General features: G+C 72.8%; 13 protein-coding genes and 1 riboswitch. Of the genes, 5 read left to right on the top strand and 8 right to left on the bottom strand.

Annotated elements, in window-relative coordinates:
- Positions 1 to 301 precede the first annotated feature (301 nt).
- The 5 genes from ABZ801_RS07135 to ABZ801_RS07155 all read right to left on the bottom strand — a co-directional run bounded on the left by ABZ801_RS07135 (position 302) and on the right by ABZ801_RS07155 (position 5,898).
- The gene (locus ABZ801_RS07135) at positions 302 to 1,435 is read right to left on the bottom strand and encodes a glycosyltransferase family 4 protein (protein ID WP_360693935.1); all 1,134 of its coding nucleotides are present in this window, start codon (positions 1,433 to 1,435) and stop codon (positions 302 to 304) included.
- Between the two features lie 81 nt (positions 1,436 to 1,516).
- On the bottom strand, positions 1,517 to 3,175 hold the full coding sequence (locus ABZ801_RS07140; protein WP_360693938.1) for a ubiquinol-cytochrome c reductase cytochrome b subunit: 1,659 nt from the start codon (positions 3,173 to 3,175) through the stop codon (positions 1,517 to 1,519).
- Positions 3,172 to 4,284, bottom strand: a complete 1,113-nt coding sequence (locus tag ABZ801_RS07145) for a Rieske 2Fe-2S domain-containing protein (protein ID WP_344955278.1) — start codon at positions 4,282 to 4,284, stop codon at positions 3,172 to 3,174. Before ABZ801_RS07145 ends, ABZ801_RS07140 begins: the two co-directional genes overlap by 4 nt.
- Positions 4,281 to 5,192 (bottom strand): c-type cytochrome, encoded by a 912-nt coding sequence (locus ABZ801_RS07150; protein WP_344955276.1) that lies wholly within the window; start codon positions 5,190 to 5,192, stop codon positions 4,281 to 4,283. Before ABZ801_RS07150 ends, ABZ801_RS07145 begins: the two co-directional genes overlap by 4 nt.
- A gap of 46 nt (positions 5,193 to 5,238) precedes the next feature.
- Positions 5,239 to 5,898 carry a heme-copper oxidase subunit III gene (locus ABZ801_RS07155; protein ID WP_344955274.1) on the bottom strand — a complete coding sequence of 220 codons (660 nt, stop codon included), beginning with the start codon at positions 5,896 to 5,898 and terminating at the stop codon, positions 5,239 to 5,241.
- Between the two features lie 207 nt (positions 5,899 to 6,105).
- On the opposite strand from ABZ801_RS07155, the gene ABZ801_RS07160 reads away from it, so the two are divergent.
- A complete protein-coding gene (locus ABZ801_RS07160) occupies positions 6,106 to 6,528 on the top strand; it encodes a hypothetical protein (RefSeq protein WP_344955272.1) in 423 nt (140 codons plus the stop codon).
- 86 nt (positions 6,529 to 6,614) lie between these two features.
- A complete protein-coding gene (gene trpD / locus ABZ801_RS07165) occupies positions 6,615 to 7,664 on the top strand; it encodes an anthranilate phosphoribosyltransferase (protein WP_360693943.1) in 1,050 nt (349 codons plus the stop codon).
- Positions 7,665 to 7,753: 89 nt separating this feature from the next.
- Here the strand turns inward: trpD and ABZ801_RS07170 are convergent, their stop codons facing one another.
- The 3 genes from ABZ801_RS07170 to ABZ801_RS07180 all read right to left on the bottom strand — a co-directional run bounded on the left by ABZ801_RS07170 (position 7,754) and on the right by ABZ801_RS07180 (position 10,692).
- Positions 7,754 to 8,041 (bottom strand): Lrp/AsnC ligand binding domain-containing protein, encoded by a 288-nt coding sequence (locus tag ABZ801_RS07170; protein ID WP_344955269.1) that lies wholly within the window; start codon positions 8,039 to 8,041, stop codon positions 7,754 to 7,756.
- Between the two features lie 41 nt (positions 8,042 to 8,082).
- Positions 8,083 to 8,829 (bottom strand): rhomboid family intramembrane serine protease, encoded by a 747-nt coding sequence (locus tag ABZ801_RS07175; RefSeq protein ID WP_344955267.1) that lies wholly within the window; start codon positions 8,827 to 8,829, stop codon positions 8,083 to 8,085.
- 72 nt (positions 8,830 to 8,901) lie between these two features.
- Positions 8,902 to 10,692, bottom strand: coding sequence for a DEDD exonuclease domain-containing protein (locus ABZ801_RS07180; protein WP_360693947.1), 1,791 nt, complete (start codon positions 10,690 to 10,692; stop codon positions 8,902 to 8,904).
- 191 nt (positions 10,693 to 10,883) lie between these two features.
- Here ABZ801_RS07180 and ABZ801_RS07185 point away from each other — a divergent pair, with 191 nt between their 5' ends.
- From ABZ801_RS07185 to ABZ801_RS07195, 3 genes are all read left to right on the top strand, one after another.
- The gene (locus ABZ801_RS07185; RefSeq protein WP_360693950.1) at positions 10,884 to 12,278 is read left to right on the top strand and encodes an NYN domain-containing protein; all 1,395 of its coding nucleotides are present in this window, start codon (positions 10,884 to 10,886) and stop codon (positions 12,276 to 12,278) included.
- A gap of 271 nt (positions 12,279 to 12,549) precedes the next feature.
- Positions 12,550 to 13,461 carry an NlpC/P60 family protein gene (locus tag ABZ801_RS07190; protein ID WP_344955261.1) on the top strand — a complete coding sequence of 304 codons (912 nt, stop codon included), beginning with the start codon at positions 12,550 to 12,552 and terminating at the stop codon, positions 13,459 to 13,461.
- Positions 13,462 to 13,867: 406 nt separating this feature from the next.
- Positions 13,868 to 14,081: riboswitch (cyclic di-AMP (ydaO/yuaA leader) on the top strand.
- Between the two features lie 199 nt (positions 14,082 to 14,280).
- Entirely contained in the window at positions 14,281 to 15,549 is a 1,269-nt protein-coding gene (locus ABZ801_RS07195; protein ID WP_360693953.1) for a hypothetical protein, read from the top strand.
- Positions 15,550 to 15,585 lie beyond the last annotated feature (36 nt).

Genomic DNA, 15,585 nt, shown 5'->3' on the forward strand with positions numbered 1-15,585 from the left:
ACCCAGGGCGCCGAGGACGGCACCGCCGGGATCATCCGCCCTCCTCGACAGGGGCCGCGTGGACCTGGTCAACGGGAGCCGGGGCGTCCCCACCCGCGCACCGCCGGCGCTTCGCCGCGGTCACCTGACCGGCCGGTTCCGTGACGGACGCCCCGCCGACGGCGCGGTGGTGGGGAACCCCGCGGAACCGGCCCCCTGCCCCCCGGCCGAGCACCGTCCCCCGGGCGAGCACGGCCCCCGGCACCGCCGCGTCATGACTCGTGGGGCCGCCCGCCGGCGCGCGGCGGGCGGCCCCACGTGACTACGGGCTGAGCAGCGCGTCGAGACGGGCGGCCTGCACTTCCCAACGCCACTCGCTCTCCACCCAGGCGCGTCCCCGCTGCCCCATCTCACGGGCCTTCCCCGGGTCGCGGAGAAGGCCGGCCACGGCGGCGGCCACGGCGGGCACCGAACGCCCCTGCACCACCACTCCCGTCTCGCCGTCCAGCACGGCGTCGGGCGCGCCACCGGAATCCCCCGCGACAACGGGCAACCCCGTGGCGGACGCCTCCAGGTAGACGATGCCGAGCCCCTCGACGTCCAGCCCTCTACGGCGTGTACGGCACGGCATGGCGAACACGTCGCCCGCGTCGTAGTGGGCGGGCAGTTCCTCCCACGGCACGCTGCCGGTGAACACCACCGCGTCGGCCACGCCCAGCGAAGCGGCCATGCGCTCAAGCTGGGGACGGTACGGCCCCCCACCGACGAGCAGCAACGCCGCGTCCGGCACCTCCCGCTTCACGCGGGACCAGGCGTGGATGAGCGCGTCCTGCCCCTTACGCGGCACCAACCGCGACACGCACACCACCACGGGACGGCCCGTCAGCCCGTACCGTTCCCGGACCTGCTCGCCCCCCGCACCGGGGAAGAAGACCTTCTCGTCCACCCCCGGCGCGAGACGGGACATGCGCGCCGCGGCAGAAGGCGACAACGCCCTCGCCATACGCGACCGGGTGTACTCCCCCAGGTACGTCAGCACGTCCACGGTGTCGCCGATACGGCGCAACACCCGACGCGCCACCGGCAGCGACGCCCATCCGGCCTCGTGCCCATGGGTGACGCCGACGAACCGCTCCACCCCGTACCGGCGCAACGGCGCGGCGAGCAGTCCCAGCGGGGCGGCGGCCCCGAACAGCACCGAGTCGCACCCCTCCGACCGGGCGATGTCACCCGCGCGGCGCAGCACGGTCGGCTCGGGCAGCATCAGCGACGTGGGATGCCGCACCACCGGGAACGGCTGCGCGGCGTCGAACGCCGCCGCTCCCTTCCAGGCGGGCGCGTACACCACGATGGAACCGGCCGGGCGCCGCATCGCCAGGTTGTGCACGAACGCCTGGATGCCGCCCGGCCGCGGCGGGAAGTCGTTGGTGACGACGAGGGTACGCGTGGGGTTCATGGACCTGTCAGTCAGTCGGATGACGCGAGGGCCCGTCACCGTGCGCGGTGACGGGCCCTCGTCGTGGTGATACAGCGGATGCTAGCGGCTGAGCTCCTTCTTCTCGGCGCCGCCGTGCTCCCCGCTCTCGACCTCGTGGTGCTCGCCGTGGTGGCCCTTGTCCTCGACGGGGATGTCGTCGAAGGTCCAGGCCCGCTGGAGCCGCGAGCGCAGGAAGCCCATCGGGCCCTTGGTCCCCGGCGCGGGGACGCCGCCGGCGTCCACCGCGGGAGCCTCGGGCTTGGCGTTCTCCTTGCTGAGGATGACGGTCTTGTCGTCCTCGCCGACCGGCACGTGCCGCTCGCTGAACTTGCCCTCGGGCGACATCACGATGATGCCGCTCTCCACGCCGTGGTCCATCACCGCCGCGTCCTTGCGCTGCAGGCCCAGGCAGATCCGCTTGGTGACGATGTACGCCACGACCGGCCCGACGAAGACGGCGAACCGGAAGAACCACGTGGTCGCGAACAGCGAGACGTGGAACCGCTCGGCGAGCACGTCGTTGGCGCCCGCCAGCCACAGCAGCCCGTAGAAGGTGACGGCCGCCATGCCCACGCCGGTGCGGACCGGGGCGTTGCGCGGACGCTCGTTGACGTGGTGGCTGCGGTTGTCGCCGGTCACCCACCGTTCGATGAACGGCCACGCCGCCGCGCCGCCGAAGACGATGCCCAGCGGCACCAGCGCGGGGATCAGCACGTTCAGGCTGAGCGTGTGGCCCCAGGCGGTGATCTCCCAGTTGGGCATGATGCGCAGCGAGCCCTCGAGCACGCCCATGTAGAAGTCGGGCTGCGAACCCGCCGAGATGGCGCCCGGGTCGTACGGCCCGAACAGCCAGATCGGGTTGATCTGGGTGAACGTCGACAGCAGCGCCAGCACCCCGAAGGTGAACAGGAAGTAGGCGCCCGTCTTGGCCATGAACACCGGGTAGAACGGGTAGCCGTAGACCTGCTTCTCGGTCTGGTTGCGGGTCGGCATCGCGGTGTGCTTCTGATGCCACATGATCATCATGTGGGCCGTCACCAGCGCCAGGATGATGCCCGGGATCAGCAGCACGTGCAGGGTGAACAGACGCGGGATCAGGTCGCCGTTGTCGCCCTCGGGGAACTCCCCGCCGAACAGGAACATGTACCCGTAGGTACCGACGAGCGGGATCGCCTCGAGCACACCCTGGGTGATGCGCAGGCCGGTGCCCGACAGCAGGTCGTCCGGCAGCGAGTAGCCGAACAGGCCCTCGATCATGCCCAGCGTGAACATGCCGATGCCGATCAGCCAGTTCAGCTCGCGCGGCTTGCGGTAGGCGCCGGTGAAGAACACCCGCAGCATGTGCGCCATGATCGACGCCATGAACAGGATGGCGGCCCAGTGGTGCAGCTGCCGCATGAGCAGGCCGCCGCGCACGTCGAAGCTGATGTGCAGCGCCGAGGCGTACGCCTCGGACATCTTCACGCCGTTGAGCTTGGTGTACGAGCCGTCGTAGATCACCTCGTGCATGCTCGGCTTGAACCACAGCGTGAGGAACGTGCCGGTCAGCAGGAGGATGATGAACGAGTAGAGGGCGATCTCGCCCAGCATGAACGACCAGTGGTCGGGGAACACCTTGCGCGCGTTGCGCTTGAAGAAGGTGGTGGACCCCAGGCGGTCGTCGAGGAAGTTCAGCGACCCCTCGACCGCCTTCGGCGCGGCCGGTGCGGTCTGGCTCATCCGCGCTCCCAGAAGCTCGGCCCGATGGGCTCGGGGAAGTCGCCGGTGGCCACCAGGTAACCGTCCTCCTCGGCCAGCGGCAGCTGCGGCAGCGGCCGCGCCGCCGGACCGAAGATGACCTTGGCCCCCTCCGTGGCGTCGAAGGTCGACTGGTGGCACGGACACAGGATGTGGTGGGTGGTCTGCTCGTACAGCGCCGCCGGGCAGCCCACGTGCGTGCAGATCTTCGAGTACGCCACGATCCCGTTGACGTGCCAGTTCTCGCGTCCCTTGACGGGCTTGAACTGGTCCGCCGGGATGTTGATGAGGATCGTGACCGCCTTGGCGACCTCGTTCAGCGGGTGCTCGGTGTGCTCCTCGATGCCCTCCGGCAGCACGGTGATCATGCCGCCGGGGGTGGCGAAGTCACTGACCTTCAGCGGCTTGTTGGTGCCGTCCACCACCAGGCGCACGCCCTTCTTGCCCTGCGCCTGGGCCTTGCGGACGGCCTCGCCCCACCAGGTGTGGCGCAGCCGCTTCTCCGGCAGCGGGCCGAGGTCGCGCAGAAGCACCAGCGGCGCCAGGCCCAGCGGCGCGGCCGCCAGCAGCAGCGTGCGGCGCAGCAGCGGGCGCTTGGTGATGCCGCTCTCCTGGGCGCCGTCCAGGAACGTCTTGCTGAACGCCTCCCGGGTGGCGTCGTCGGCGCGCAGCTCGTGCCGCTCCTGCACGATCGGCTTGCTGGTCATCAGGCGCCGCACCCAGATGGTGACGCCGATGGCCATGGCGAGGAACGCCAGCGTCATCGTGCCGCCGAGCCACAGGTTGGACTCGCGGGCCCGGTCGATGCCGTGCATGCCGCCGTGGCGGCCGCTCCATCCGATGTAGTAGGCGATGAACGCCACGCTGGCGGCGAAGGCGAGCAGGAAGAACGCGGCCACCACGCGCTCGGCGCGCTTGGCCGACTGCTCGTCGAGCTCCTCGCCCGCGCCCTCGGGGGCGGAGATGTCGCCCTCGGGCAGCAGCCGCCGCTCGGCGGCGGGGGACGGCGTGCCGACCACGCGTCCGGGCGCGCCGCCCTCCTCCCGCGGCCGCTGCGCGCCGCCGGTGCCTTGGTCCTTGTTCTCGCTCATGACTTCTTCAGCTTCTTCGGCTTCTTCGCGGTGATCCACATCGCCGCCAGGACGAGCAGGCCGAGCCCGATCAGCCAGCCCGCCAGGCCCTCGGAGACCGGGCCGACGCGGCCCAGGCCGTTACCGCCCGGGTTGGGCTCCTCACGCGTCTGCACCAGGTAGGCGATGATGTCCCGCTTGTTCTCGGGCGTCAGCGTGGTGTCGTTGAACACCGGCATGGCCTGCGGGCCGGTCAGCATGGCCTCGTAGATCTGCGTCGGCGTCACGTCGCTCTTGTCCAGCGGCGGGGCGTACTTGCCGCCGGTCAGCGCGCCGCCCGACCCCACGAAGTTGTGGCACTGGGCGCAGTTGGTCCGGAACAGCTTGCCGCCGAGCGCGGCGTCGCCCTTGGCCGGGTCGACCTGCTCGGCGCCGGGGACGGCCGGGCCGCCGCCCAGCGAGGCGATGTAGTTGCGCAGGTCGGCCAGGTTCTTCTCGGCCTGGGCCTTCTGCTTCTCGGCGGCCTCGCGCTTCTCCGGCTCGTGGTAGTCGGTCTTGACGTCGACGTTGAACTCGGGGATCGGCCGTTTGCGCGGCATCTGCGCGCCCGGGTTCATCGCCGGCATGCGGCCCGTGCTGACCTGGAAGTCGACCGAGGCCGCGCCGACACCGAGCAGGCTCGGCGCGATCGGCTTGCCGTTGGCGTCCTTGGTGCCCTCGCCGTTCTGGCCGTGGCAGCTGGCGCAGTTCTTGTTGTACAGCTGCCGGCCGTTCTGCAGATCCTCGGCTGCCTGGGCGTTACCGGCCGCCTCGGCGCGGTCGTTCTGCGGCGTGAAGCCGGCATAGAGGACGCCGATCGCCGCCAGGGCCGCCAGGACGACGGCGTAGCCCGCCCATGGGCGCCGTCGCCATGCGGTGAACCTTTTCACGGAAATCCCCGTTCGGGTCATGATCGTCGGTACGAGGGTTGGAACGTCAGATGTCGAGCAGATAGATCGCGCCGAACAGGCCGATCCACACCACGTCGACGAAGTGCCAGTAGTACGACACCACGATCGCGCTCGTCGCCTGCTCGTGGGTCCAGCGCTTCGCGGCGTAGGTGCGGCCCAGCACGAACAGGAACGCGATCAGCCCACCGGTCACGTGCAGGCCGTGGAAGCCCGTGGTCAGGTAGAAGACCGACCCGTACGCCGAGGAGGACAGGGTCAGGCCGTCCTTGGTGACCAGGTTGTAGTACTCGTAGCACTGGCCGGCCACGAAGTACGCGCCCATCAGGAACGACAGCACGTACCACTCGCGCAGACCCCAGCCGCGCACGTTCAGCAGGCTACCGGAGCGGCCGACCTTGCCGGCCTCGGCCTTGAACACGCCCATCTGGCAGGTCACTGACGAAAGCACCAGAATCGTGGTGTTGACCGCCGACAGCGGCAGGTCGAGTGGGGCGCCGGGCCACGCGCCGTGCCCCTCCTGGCCGATCGTCACGGAGCGGATCGTGAAGAACATCGCGAACAGAGCCGCGAAGAACATCAGCTCGGACGACAGCCAGACGATCGTCCCCACGCTGACGAGGTTGGGACGGTTCGCCCGAGCGTGAGGTGTTGTCTCTATCGCGGTTGCTGTTGCCACGGGCAGCATTATTACGTCACCTGTCCGCCGACCCGTGCATGACCCCCCATCAGCGGCTCGTGGAGGTGTTCACACGGCGACTCCACGGCACCGCCGCCCCCATGACGCACAACCCGTCCCACGAGGCCGGCGCCGGGGGCCTGCTGGGGGAACGGGCGGACGCGGCAGGTCGGCCGCCTCGCTCCCGCGCGGGCGGAACGGGTAGCCTTCTCTGCCATGAGCACCGCGCCGGAGAGCCCCGTGAAGGTTCTCATCTACAGCGACGACGCCGGCACCCGCGCCCAGATCAAGATGGCGATCGGCCGCCGTCCCGCCGCCGACCTGCCGAAGGTGGAGTACGTCGAGATCGCCACCCAGCCCGCCGTGGTGGAACGGCTGGACCGCGGCGACATCGACGTCCTGGTGGTCGACGCCGAGGCGCAGCCCGCCGGGGGCCTCGGGGTCTGCCGGCAGGCCAAGGACGAGGTCTACGACTGTCCGCCGGTGCTCGCCGTCATCGCCCGGCGCGACGACGGCTGGCTGGCGACCTGGTCGCGGGCCGACGCCGTGGTGAGCCTGCCGCTGGACCCGATGGCGGTGGCCCGCGCGGTGGCCGACCTGGTGCGCATGCGCACCGCCGACCGCCTCCCGGCCGTCTAGCCGGCGAGCCGTACCCGACCGCTTCACCCGCTCCGCCCGGCCGCCGGCCGGTCGAGCCGGGCCGACCCGCCCCTCGGGGGAACACCATGGATCCGCGCACCACCTGGCCGGCGCTGCTGGGCGCCCTGCTCGACGGAGAGTCGCTGTCCAGCGAGGAGACCGCCTGGGCCATGAACACGATCATGGCCGGGGAGGCGACCGACGTGCAGATCGCCGGGTTCGCGGTGGCCATGCGCGCCAAGGGCGAGACGGTGGCGGAGGTGGCCGGGCTGGCCGACGGCATGCTGGCCAACGCCACCGCGATCGCGGTGCCCGGCCGCATCGCCGACCTGGTCGGCACCGGCGGCGACCGGGCCCACACCGTCAACATCTCCACGATGGCGGCGGTGGTTGCGGCCGCGGCGGGCGTGCGGGTGGTCAAGCACGGCAACCGGGCGGCGTCGTCGTCGTGCGGCGCGGCCGACCTGCTGGAGGCGCTCGGCGTGGCCATCGACCTGCCGCCCGCGCGCAACGCCCGGGTGGCCGAGGAGCTGGGCATCACGTTCTGCTTCGCGCCGCTGTACCACCCGGCGTTCAAGTACGTGTCCAAGCCGCGCCGCGAGCTGGGCACCCCCACGGTGTTCAACTTCCTGGGGCCGCTGACCAACCCGGCCCGCCCCACCTGCCAGGCGGTGGGGGTGTTCCACCCGCGCATGGCGGGCGTCATCGCGGGCGTGTTCGCCGAACGGGGCTGCTCGTCGCTGGTGTTCCGCGGCGACGACGGGCTCGACGAGCTGACCACCACCGGCACGTCCACGGTGTGGGTGGTGCGCGACGGCGCGGTCACCGAGACCACCTTCGACCCGGCCGAGCTGGGCATCCCCCGGGCCAAGCCGGAGGACCTGCGCGGCGCCGACGCCGCCTACAACGCGGGCGTGGCCCGCGCGGTGTTCGCCGGTGAGCGCGGCCCGGTCCGCGACATGGTGCTGCTGAACGCGGCGGCGCTGATGGTGGCCTACGACGGCGTCCCGGCCGCGAGCGGGCTCACCGCGGCGCTGGGCGAGGCGCAGGCCCGTGCCGCCGAGGCCGTCGACTCCGGCGCCGCCGCCATCCTCCTCGACCGCTGGGCCGCCACCTCCCAGTCCCTCAAGAACTGAGCCTGCCTACAGGGAGGGGGGACGCCCCCCTTCACCCCCGCGACTGACCGGCATCCCTCCACTCCGCTGTGCTCCGTTTCGGGTGCCGGTCAGTCGGCGTCGGGGAGGCCGAGGGAGAAGGCCGCCTCCAGGTCGTGCTGGGAGTAGGTGCGGAAGGCGATGTGGGTCTCGGTGTCCAGAATGCCGGGGACCTTGTTGAGACGGCCCGGGATGACGTCGTTCAGCTCCTCGTGGCGGCGCACCCGCACCATGGCGATCAGGTCGTACTCGCCGGTCACCGAGTAGACCTCGCTGACGTTCTCCAGCGCGGCGACCGCCTCGGCCACCTCGTGGATGCGCGCCACGTCGGTCTTGACGAACACGATGGCGGTGACCACCGCAACCTCCCCAGCCTCTGGTACGACTCCGTCGCCCGACTCTACCCGCGGCTGAGCGCGGCGATCTTGCGGGCCGGGCCCGCGCGCCGGGCCAGCAGCGCGAACAGCATGCCCGCCACGAAGCCGTAGATGTGCGCGACGTAGGCGACGTTGCTCTCGTCGTCGCCCGTCGACAGCCACTGGATGATGAACCAGTAGCCCAGCACGGTCCACACCGGCAGGCGGATCACCACGGGCATGAGCAGGCTGACGATGCGGCCGCGGGGGTTGAGCACCAGGTAGGCGCCCAGCACCCCGGCGATGGCGCCGGACGCGCCGATGAGCGGCGTGCCGGTGTCGGCGGAGGTGTAGGCGTACCCGTACACCGCGACCAGGCCGAACGCCAGGTAGCTGAGCAGGTAGCGCCAGCGGCCGAGGCGGTCCTCCACGCCCTGCCCGACGACGAACAGGGCGACCAGGTTGCCGATCAGGTGCAGCGCCCCCGAGTGCAGGAACATCGAGGTGAACGCCGACAGCCACGGGGTCTTGTCGTAGGTCACCGGCCCGCAGCGGCGGACGATCGACTCCGGCGGCGGCAGCTGCCGTCCGGTGGTCAGCTCCTCGGGCACGGCACCGTGCTCCAGCACGAACTCCGCCGCGCGGCACTCGCGCGCCCGGCCCTCCCCGTACCAGGTGGCGAAGTTCGCCATGGGGGTGAGCAGGTACACCACGACGTTCACCGCCACCAGCGTGTAGGTGACCCAGGGCACCCTCCGGGTCGGCTGGCTGTCGTACAGCGGCAGGGCCATGCGCGGGGGGATCCCTTCCGGAGGACGGTGGAGCGCCGGGTCAGTCCGTCACCCTAGCGGGCCGCGGCGCCGTCAGCGCAGGGGGCGCCGGGACCCGTGGTCCTCGGGGTCGGGCGTCACGTAGGCGGCCTCGATCCAGCGGCGCAGGCCCTCGGCGCCGTGCACGGGACAGCTCCACTCCCCCCGCACCTCGGCCAGGCGGGCGCCGGGCGAGTCGAGCCAGCGCAGCACGCACTCCATCTCCTCGGCGCCGGCGGCGCCCGCCGGGCCCGGCCCGGGGAACACGGTCTCGGCGGTGGCGACGAGGGCGTCGACGTACGGGCGCGGGTGGGCGTGCGGGGGGATCGTCCCGGCCGCGGCGAGCCTGCCGTGGCGCACCACGGCCAGCTCCCAGCCGCCGTCGAACGCGGGACGCGCGCCCACCAGCTGGGAGCAGCGGGCGAGCGCGGCCAGGCGCTGGCTGCGCGCCGCGGCGCGGACGAACGCGGCGAGCCGGTCGCGTTGGACGGCGGCCTCCTCGTAGCGCAGCTCGGCGGCGAGGCGGTCGATGCGCACCTGCGCCGCGGCGACGACGGGACGCACGTCGCCCGCCATGACCGACCGGGCGGTGGCGGCGTGGCCGGCGTAGGCGTCGGCGCTCTGGCGGCCCTCGCACGGGGCGCCGCAGCGGCCGAGGTCGGCGAGCACGCAGGTGCGGGCCCGTCCGGCGGCGATGAGCCGGGGGGTGAGCCGCTGGGTGCACTGGCGCAGCGGGACGGCCTCGTGCAGCGCGGCGCGGGCCTCCTCGGCCTGCCGCCGCGAGGCCATCGGCCCCAGGTAGGCGGCGCCGTCGTCGCGGCATTCGCGCACGATCGACAGCCGCGGGAACGGCTCGACGGTCAGCTTCAGCCACAGCGACCGTTCGGGGAACTTGGAGCGGCGGTTGTAGCGGGGCTTGTGCTCGGCGATGAGCCGCAGCTCGCGGACCTCGGCCTCCAGGCCGGTGGCGCACACGATGGTGCGGACGCGTTCGGCCAGGCCGACCATCTCGCGCACGCGCAGCCGGGTCTCCGATCCGGTGAAGTAGCTGCGCACGCGCGAGCGCAGGTCGCCGCTCTTGCCGACGTACAGGACCTCGCCGCGGGCGTCCTCGAACAGGTAGACGCCGGGGGCGCTGGGCACGTCGGCGGCCAGGTGGCGTTTGCGGCGCTGCTCGGGGGTGGGCGCCTTGGCGAACCCGCGCAGCTCCTCCAGCGAGTGCACGCCGAACGAGCCGAGCCGTTCGATGAGCCCGTGCAGCACGTCGACGGTGGCGCGGGCGTCGGCGAGCGCGCGGTGGCAGGGCGCGGTGCCGGTGCGGAAGAACCGCGCCAGGGTGTCGAGCTTGCAGTTGGGCACCTCGTCGCGGGTCAGCACGCGGCGGGCCAGGTCGACGGTGTCGACGACGGGGAACGCGGGCCAGGCGTAGCCGTGGGCGGCGCAGGCGGCCTTGAGGAAGGAGATGTCGAACCCGGCGTTGTGCGCCACCAGCACGGCGCCTCGGGCGAACTCCAGGAACGCCGGGAGCACCGCCTCGATGCGGGGGGCGGCGGTCACCATGGCCTGGGTGATGCCGGTGAGCGCGGTGATGAACGGCGGGATGGGGCCGCCCGGGTCGACGAGCGTGCCGAACTCCCCCAGCGGTTCGCCGCCGCGGACCTTGACCGCGCCGATCTCGGTGATGGCCGAGTCGGCGGGCGAGCCGCCGGTGGTCTCCAGGTCGACCACGACGAAGGTGACCTCGGCGAGGGGCGTGCCGAGGTCGTCGAGGGTGCCCTGGACGCCGTGGAGTGGGGCGGGTCCGCCGCGGGAGGCGTGACCGCGATGGCCGGGCACAGCAGTCATGCTGGCGACCGTAGAGGACGCCACCGACAGTGCTGGGGCCGCTAGTGTGGACGTCGCCGGAACGCACCGTGTGGCCGCTGTGCCCTCGGGGGGCGGGCGCGAACCGGCCGAACCCTTGCCGGGGGGACGACCCCCCAGAACCCCCCGGGGTGGCAAGGGGGTCGGGGGATCACGCGTTCGCGCCGGTTAAGGTGCATGACGCCCGGGAACAGACAGCGCACCGGGGGTCATTTCGGCCTGGGAGGAGCAGGACCATCGACAGCGGCCCGGATCCGGACGAGCGGCTCGCCCGTCCCCTCCCCGAGGCGGTCCGGCAGCACGTCGTCGAGGCCGCCGCGGAACTGATCGGCGCCCTCCCGCCCGACGAGGTGCCCGTCCCGCTGCGCCCGTTCGCCCGTTTCGAGCGGCGCAAGCGCGCCAAGTTCGCCGCGCAGCACATCGCGGCGCTGCTGGAGAAGGACGAGGCGTTCCGGCGCCGCGTCGCCGAGCCGCTGCGTGCCGGGCAGGCCGAGCTGGCCGAGGCGCTGGAGGCGGGGCAGGTGCCGCCCGCCGCCGATCCGGTGCGGGTGGCGGCGCTGGCGTACCTGCTGCGGCCGGACGGCTGGACGCGGCAGGTGGAGGCGGCGCGCGAGGACCTGGAGCGGTCGGCCACCGCCTCGGAGGAGGCCGCCGCCGAGCGCCGCGTCGCGGCGCTGCGCGAGGAGCTGGCGGCCGTGCGCGCGACGCGTTCGGCCGAGGCGGACAAGCTGCGGGCCGAGCTGCGCGAGGCCAAGGCCGAGATCGCCGATCTGCGGCGCAAGCTGCACGAGGCGCGTGCGAAGGCGCGCACGGTGCGCGAGCACGCCGAGGCGACGGTGGCCGCGGCCGAGCGGCGGCTGGCGGCGGCGCTGGAGTCGGCGGCGGCCGACTCCAAGGAGCTGCGGCGGCTGCGCGCCCGGCTGGGGCAGGCCGAGGCGAACGCCGAGGCGGCCCGCCGCGCCGCGCGGGAGGGCCGCAACATCGACGACGTGCGGCTGCGCATGCTGCTGGACGCGCTGGTGGACGCCGCGCAGGGGGTGCGGCGGGAGCTGGCGCTGCCGTCCACGATCGGCCGCCCGGCCGACGCGGTCGGCGGGGTGGCGCCGGACCCGCAGGCGCTGCGGGCGCTGCCCGGCCGGTCGCTGTCGGACGACGACCCGCAGCTGCTGGACCGGCTGCTGACGCTGCCGCAGGTGCATCTGGTCGTGGACGGCTACAACGTCACCAAGACCGGCTACGGGGAGCTGCCGCTGTCGGACCAGCGGATCCGGCTGCTGTCGGGGCTGGGCGGCCTGGCGGCGCAGACCCGCGCCGAGGTGACGTGCGTGTTCGACGGCGCCGACCTGGACGCCCCGGTGGCGATCAACCCGCCGCGCGGGGTGCGGGTGCTGTTCAGCCGTCCCGGGCAGACCGCCGACGAGCTGATCGGCGAGCTGGTGCGGGCCGAGCCGTCGGGCCGGGCGATCGTGGTGGTGTCGTCCGACCGGGAGGTGGCCGACGCGGCCCGCCGCGCGGGGGCCCGTCCCGCTCCGTCGACCCTGCTGCTGCGCCGTCTGGGCCGCTCCTGAGCGCTCGGCGATCATTCCGTGACACAGCGTGGCCATGTGCCAAACAAGCAGTGCAAGTAGTGACGAATCGGTTGTGACTGGTGTGACCCCTCGCTAGTGTCGTCCGCTGATGTCATGGACGAGAGGGGCATAACCGACCGTGACCAGTCATTTGACCGGGGCTCCCGCGGCGGACTCGCGAGGCCCACGGAGTCTCTTCGGGGGGCACCTCGCCCCCCGGCGCCTGGTGGCGACCGCCTGCCTCACCCTGGCGGCGTCCCTGACGGTGCCCATGGCGGCGGCGAATGCCGAGCCGACGCCGAGCGCGGCCGACGCCCGCAAGAAGCTGACCAAGCTCAACGAGCAGGTCGAGCAGCTGGTCGAGAAGTACAACCAGGTCGGCGAGGACCTGAAGATCGCCAAGCGCAAGCTGCAGGCGACCAAGAGGGCCGGCGCGGACGAGCAGAAGACCTTCAACGAGCTGCGCCGCAAGATCGCCGAGATGGCGGCCACCGCGTACAAGAACGGTGACACCGGCGACGTCGTCGGGTTCGCCGGCGCGGAGGACCCGCAGAAGATCCTCGACCAGTCCGCGGTGATCTCGCACCTGTCGCGCAACCGCAGTTCGGAGCTGGACCAGTTCCTGGCCTCCACGCAGCGGCTGCGCCGGGAGCAGGCGCAGGCCCAGGCGGCCTACGACGAGGTCGCCAAGAAGGCCAAGGAGCTGCGGGAGAAGAAGGCCGAGGTCGACAAGTCGATCGCGGCGCAGAAGAAGCTGCTGCGCAGGCTCGGCGAGCGCGACGACAAGCCCGGCGCGGGCGGCGGGGCCACCTACAACGGCCCGGCCAGCGGGTCGGCGCGCACGGCGATCAACTTCGCCTACGCGCAGCTCGGCAAGCCGTACGTGTACGGCGCCGAGGGGCCGAACGGCTACGACTGCTCGGGGCTGACGATGCGCGCCTGGGGCGCGGCCGGGGTGAACCTGCCGCGCGTCACCAACAGCCAGTACGCCGCGACCCGCCGCGTGTCGTTCGACGCGCTGCAGCCCGGCGACCTGGTGTTCTTCAACAGCCTCGGGCACGTGGGGCTGTACATCGGCGGCGGCAAGATGATCCACGCGCCGCGCACCGGCAAGAACGTGGAGATCGTCTCGATCACCTCGGGCTACTACCGGACGAACTTCTACGGCGCCGGACGGGTCTGACGGCCCGCGCTCCCCTCGCCCCCGCCCCGTTTTCGCGACTACGGTCCAGGTCAGATGCGCTCTGACCTGGACCGTAGATCTTTTTGTCGGGTATTTGCCTATCCGTCGCTCTTTGGTACTTTGTGATCGCTTGCGACGCCCGCCAGGCGCCGTACCAGCGGCGACGTCTCCCAGGCGTCGCCCCCGCGGCACCCGCCAGGTGCCGCGCCCCGCAGCGGCACACCGTGCCGCGTCATCCCCGCGGCATCCGCCAGATGCCGTTCCCCGCTCGCCGGTCCCAGGCCGCACGTGCGCACGCCTCGGTGTGCATGGCGCCGTGAGCGCGTCACGGAGGCCCACCGGGCCCGGCCGGACGGATCCCGCACCCGGGACCGTCCTTCAGCAAGTCCAGCCGAACAAGTTCATCGCCGCTTGGCCGCCGAGTCCGCCCCGAACACGCGGGGTGGAGCCGGGGACCCACCGAGCCGGCCGTCTCGGGCCCGTCCGTACGGGCCGTCGCCGGCTCCGGGGTGAATCGGCGCCCATGTCCCGCACCCGGAATAGTCGAGGACATGTGCGCCGTAGGTCGACTTCCACGACCGAACCCGTCAGCTAACCCGGTAGGCGTCTGGAAGGAGTGAGCGCCACCTGAGAACTCTTTCTGAGAACACGGACCGCCACCCCGGTATTCCGGCGGTCTCCATCTTCCGGGGTCCATGACGGACCGAACCACAGTCTCTGCCGCGGCGTGGCCGCCCCTGACGGGCGGCCACGCCGTTCTGTCTTCCCGTCCCTGTCACGCCGCATGAGCGGCACCGCTCCCCGCATAGGATCGCGCGCATGATGGACGACGACGGTCGCCCCGAGACGGACGGGACACCGGCCCGCCGGGTCTCGCGCCGCGCGGCCGTCATCGCGACCGCGGTCGCCCTCGCGGGATGCCTGCTGACGGGCCTCGGCCTGACCGCCGCCGGATCCGACTCGCCCGCCCGCACCACGGCCTCCGCGACGCCCACCACCGCGCCCGACGCGCGCGCGGTCGCGGCCGTCCTGGCCAACCGGACGCGCGCCGTACGCGAACGCGACCGCACCGCCTTCATGGCCACGGTCGCCACCGCCCCGGCCCCGTACCGCGACGCCCAGGGCCGCCTGTTCGACAACCTGCTCCGGCTTCCGCTGGCGTCGTGGAGCGAGACGCTCGACCGGGTCGAACCCGGCACCGCCGTGGCCCGCGTGCGGCTGAGCTACCGTCTGCGCGGCTTCGACGACGCATCCGTCGTCCGCATCCGCTACCTGACGTTCGCGCCGCGTGCGGGCTTCTGGACGGTCGTGGGCGACGGCTCCGCGCGCGGCCTGGCCGACGAGGGCGAGGTCTTCGACGGCGGCCCGCTCACCGTGGTCCGGGGCCGCCACACCCTCGTGGTGGGCGACGGGCCGCGCCTGGAAGAGATCGCCCGCCGCCTGGACGCGGCCGTGCCCGTCGTCGCCGGCGTGACCGGCGACGGCCGGCGCAGGCGCACCGTCGCGCTGGTGCCCGCCGACGCCCGGCTGGCCGCCGCGCTGGCCGGGCCGTCGCAGAACCTCGACCAGATCGCCGCCGTCGCCACCGTGGCGCCCACCGCCGAGGGACCCGGCGCCGACCGCGTGGTCGTCTCTCCCACCGCGTTCGCCCGCCTCAACGAGCTGGGCCGCGACGTCGTGCTGACGCACGAGCTGACCCACGTGGCCACCGGCGGGGCACGCGACGGCCGCACCCCGCTGTGGCTGATCGAGGGCCTGGCCGACTACGTGGGCTACCTGCGGGCCGACGTCGGCGTCCGGTCGGCGGCCCGCGAGCTGCGCGCCGAGGTCGCCGCCGGGCGGCTGCCCGCCCGGCTCCCCGGCCGCGCCGACTTCGACGGCTCCTCGCCGCGGCTGTCGCAGGCGTACCAGGGGGCGTGGCTGGCGTGCCGGATGATCGCCGAGCGGTACGGTGAGGCCACGCTGGTCCGGCTCTACCGGGCCGCGGGCCGCATGCCGGAGGACACCGCGCTGCGCGGGACACTGGGCGTCGGCCCGGACCGTTTCACCGCGCTGTGGCGCGATTATCTGCGCGAGGAGCTGGGCTGACGAGACGTGCGGCAGGGCCGGGTGACGAGACCGGGC

The sequence above is a fragment of the Actinomadura sp. NPDC047616 genome, from assembly GCF_040642915.1.
Lineage (GTDB): Bacteria > Actinomycetota > Actinomycetes > Streptosporangiales > Streptosporangiaceae > Spirillospora > Spirillospora miaoliensis.

What these genes read in the sequence shown, in the direction of transcription:
- ABZ801_RS07135 (WP_360693935.1), bottom strand. Translation starts at nt 1,435, where the DNA reads ATGAACCCCACGCGTACCCTCGTCGTCACCAACGACTTCCCGCCGCGG.
- ABZ801_RS07145 (WP_344955278.1), bottom strand. Translation starts at nt 4,284, where the DNA reads ATGAGCGAGAACAAGGACCAAGGCACCGGCGGCGCGCAGCGGCCGCGG.
- trpD (WP_360693943.1), top strand. Translation starts at nt 6,615, where the DNA reads ATGGATCCGCGCACCACCTGGCCGGCGCTGCTGGGCGCCCTGCTCGAC.
- ABZ801_RS07190 (WP_344955261.1), top strand. Translation starts at nt 12,550, where the DNA reads ATGGCGGCGGCGAATGCCGAGCCGACGCCGAGCGCGGCCGACGCCCGC.
- ABZ801_RS07140 (WP_360693938.1), bottom strand. Translation starts at nt 3,175, where the DNA reads ATGAGCCAGACCGCACCGGCCGCGCCGAAGGCGGTCGAGGGGTCGCTG.
- ABZ801_RS07195 (WP_360693953.1), top strand. Translation starts at nt 14,281, where the DNA reads ATGATGGACGACGACGGTCGCCCCGAGACGGACGGGACACCGGCCCGC.
- ABZ801_RS07155 (WP_344955274.1), bottom strand. Translation starts at nt 5,898, where the DNA reads ATGCTGCCCGTGGCAACAGCAACCGCGATAGAGACAACACCTCACGCT.
- ABZ801_RS07175 (WP_344955267.1), bottom strand. Translation starts at nt 8,829, where the DNA reads ATGGCCCTGCCGCTGTACGACAGCCAGCCGACCCGGAGGGTGCCCTGG.
- ABZ801_RS07160 (WP_344955272.1), top strand. Translation starts at nt 6,106, where the DNA reads ATGAGCACCGCGCCGGAGAGCCCCGTGAAGGTTCTCATCTACAGCGAC.
- ABZ801_RS07180 (WP_360693947.1), bottom strand. Translation starts at nt 10,692, where the DNA reads ATGACTGCTGTGCCCGGCCATCGCGGTCACGCCTCCCGCGGCGGACCC.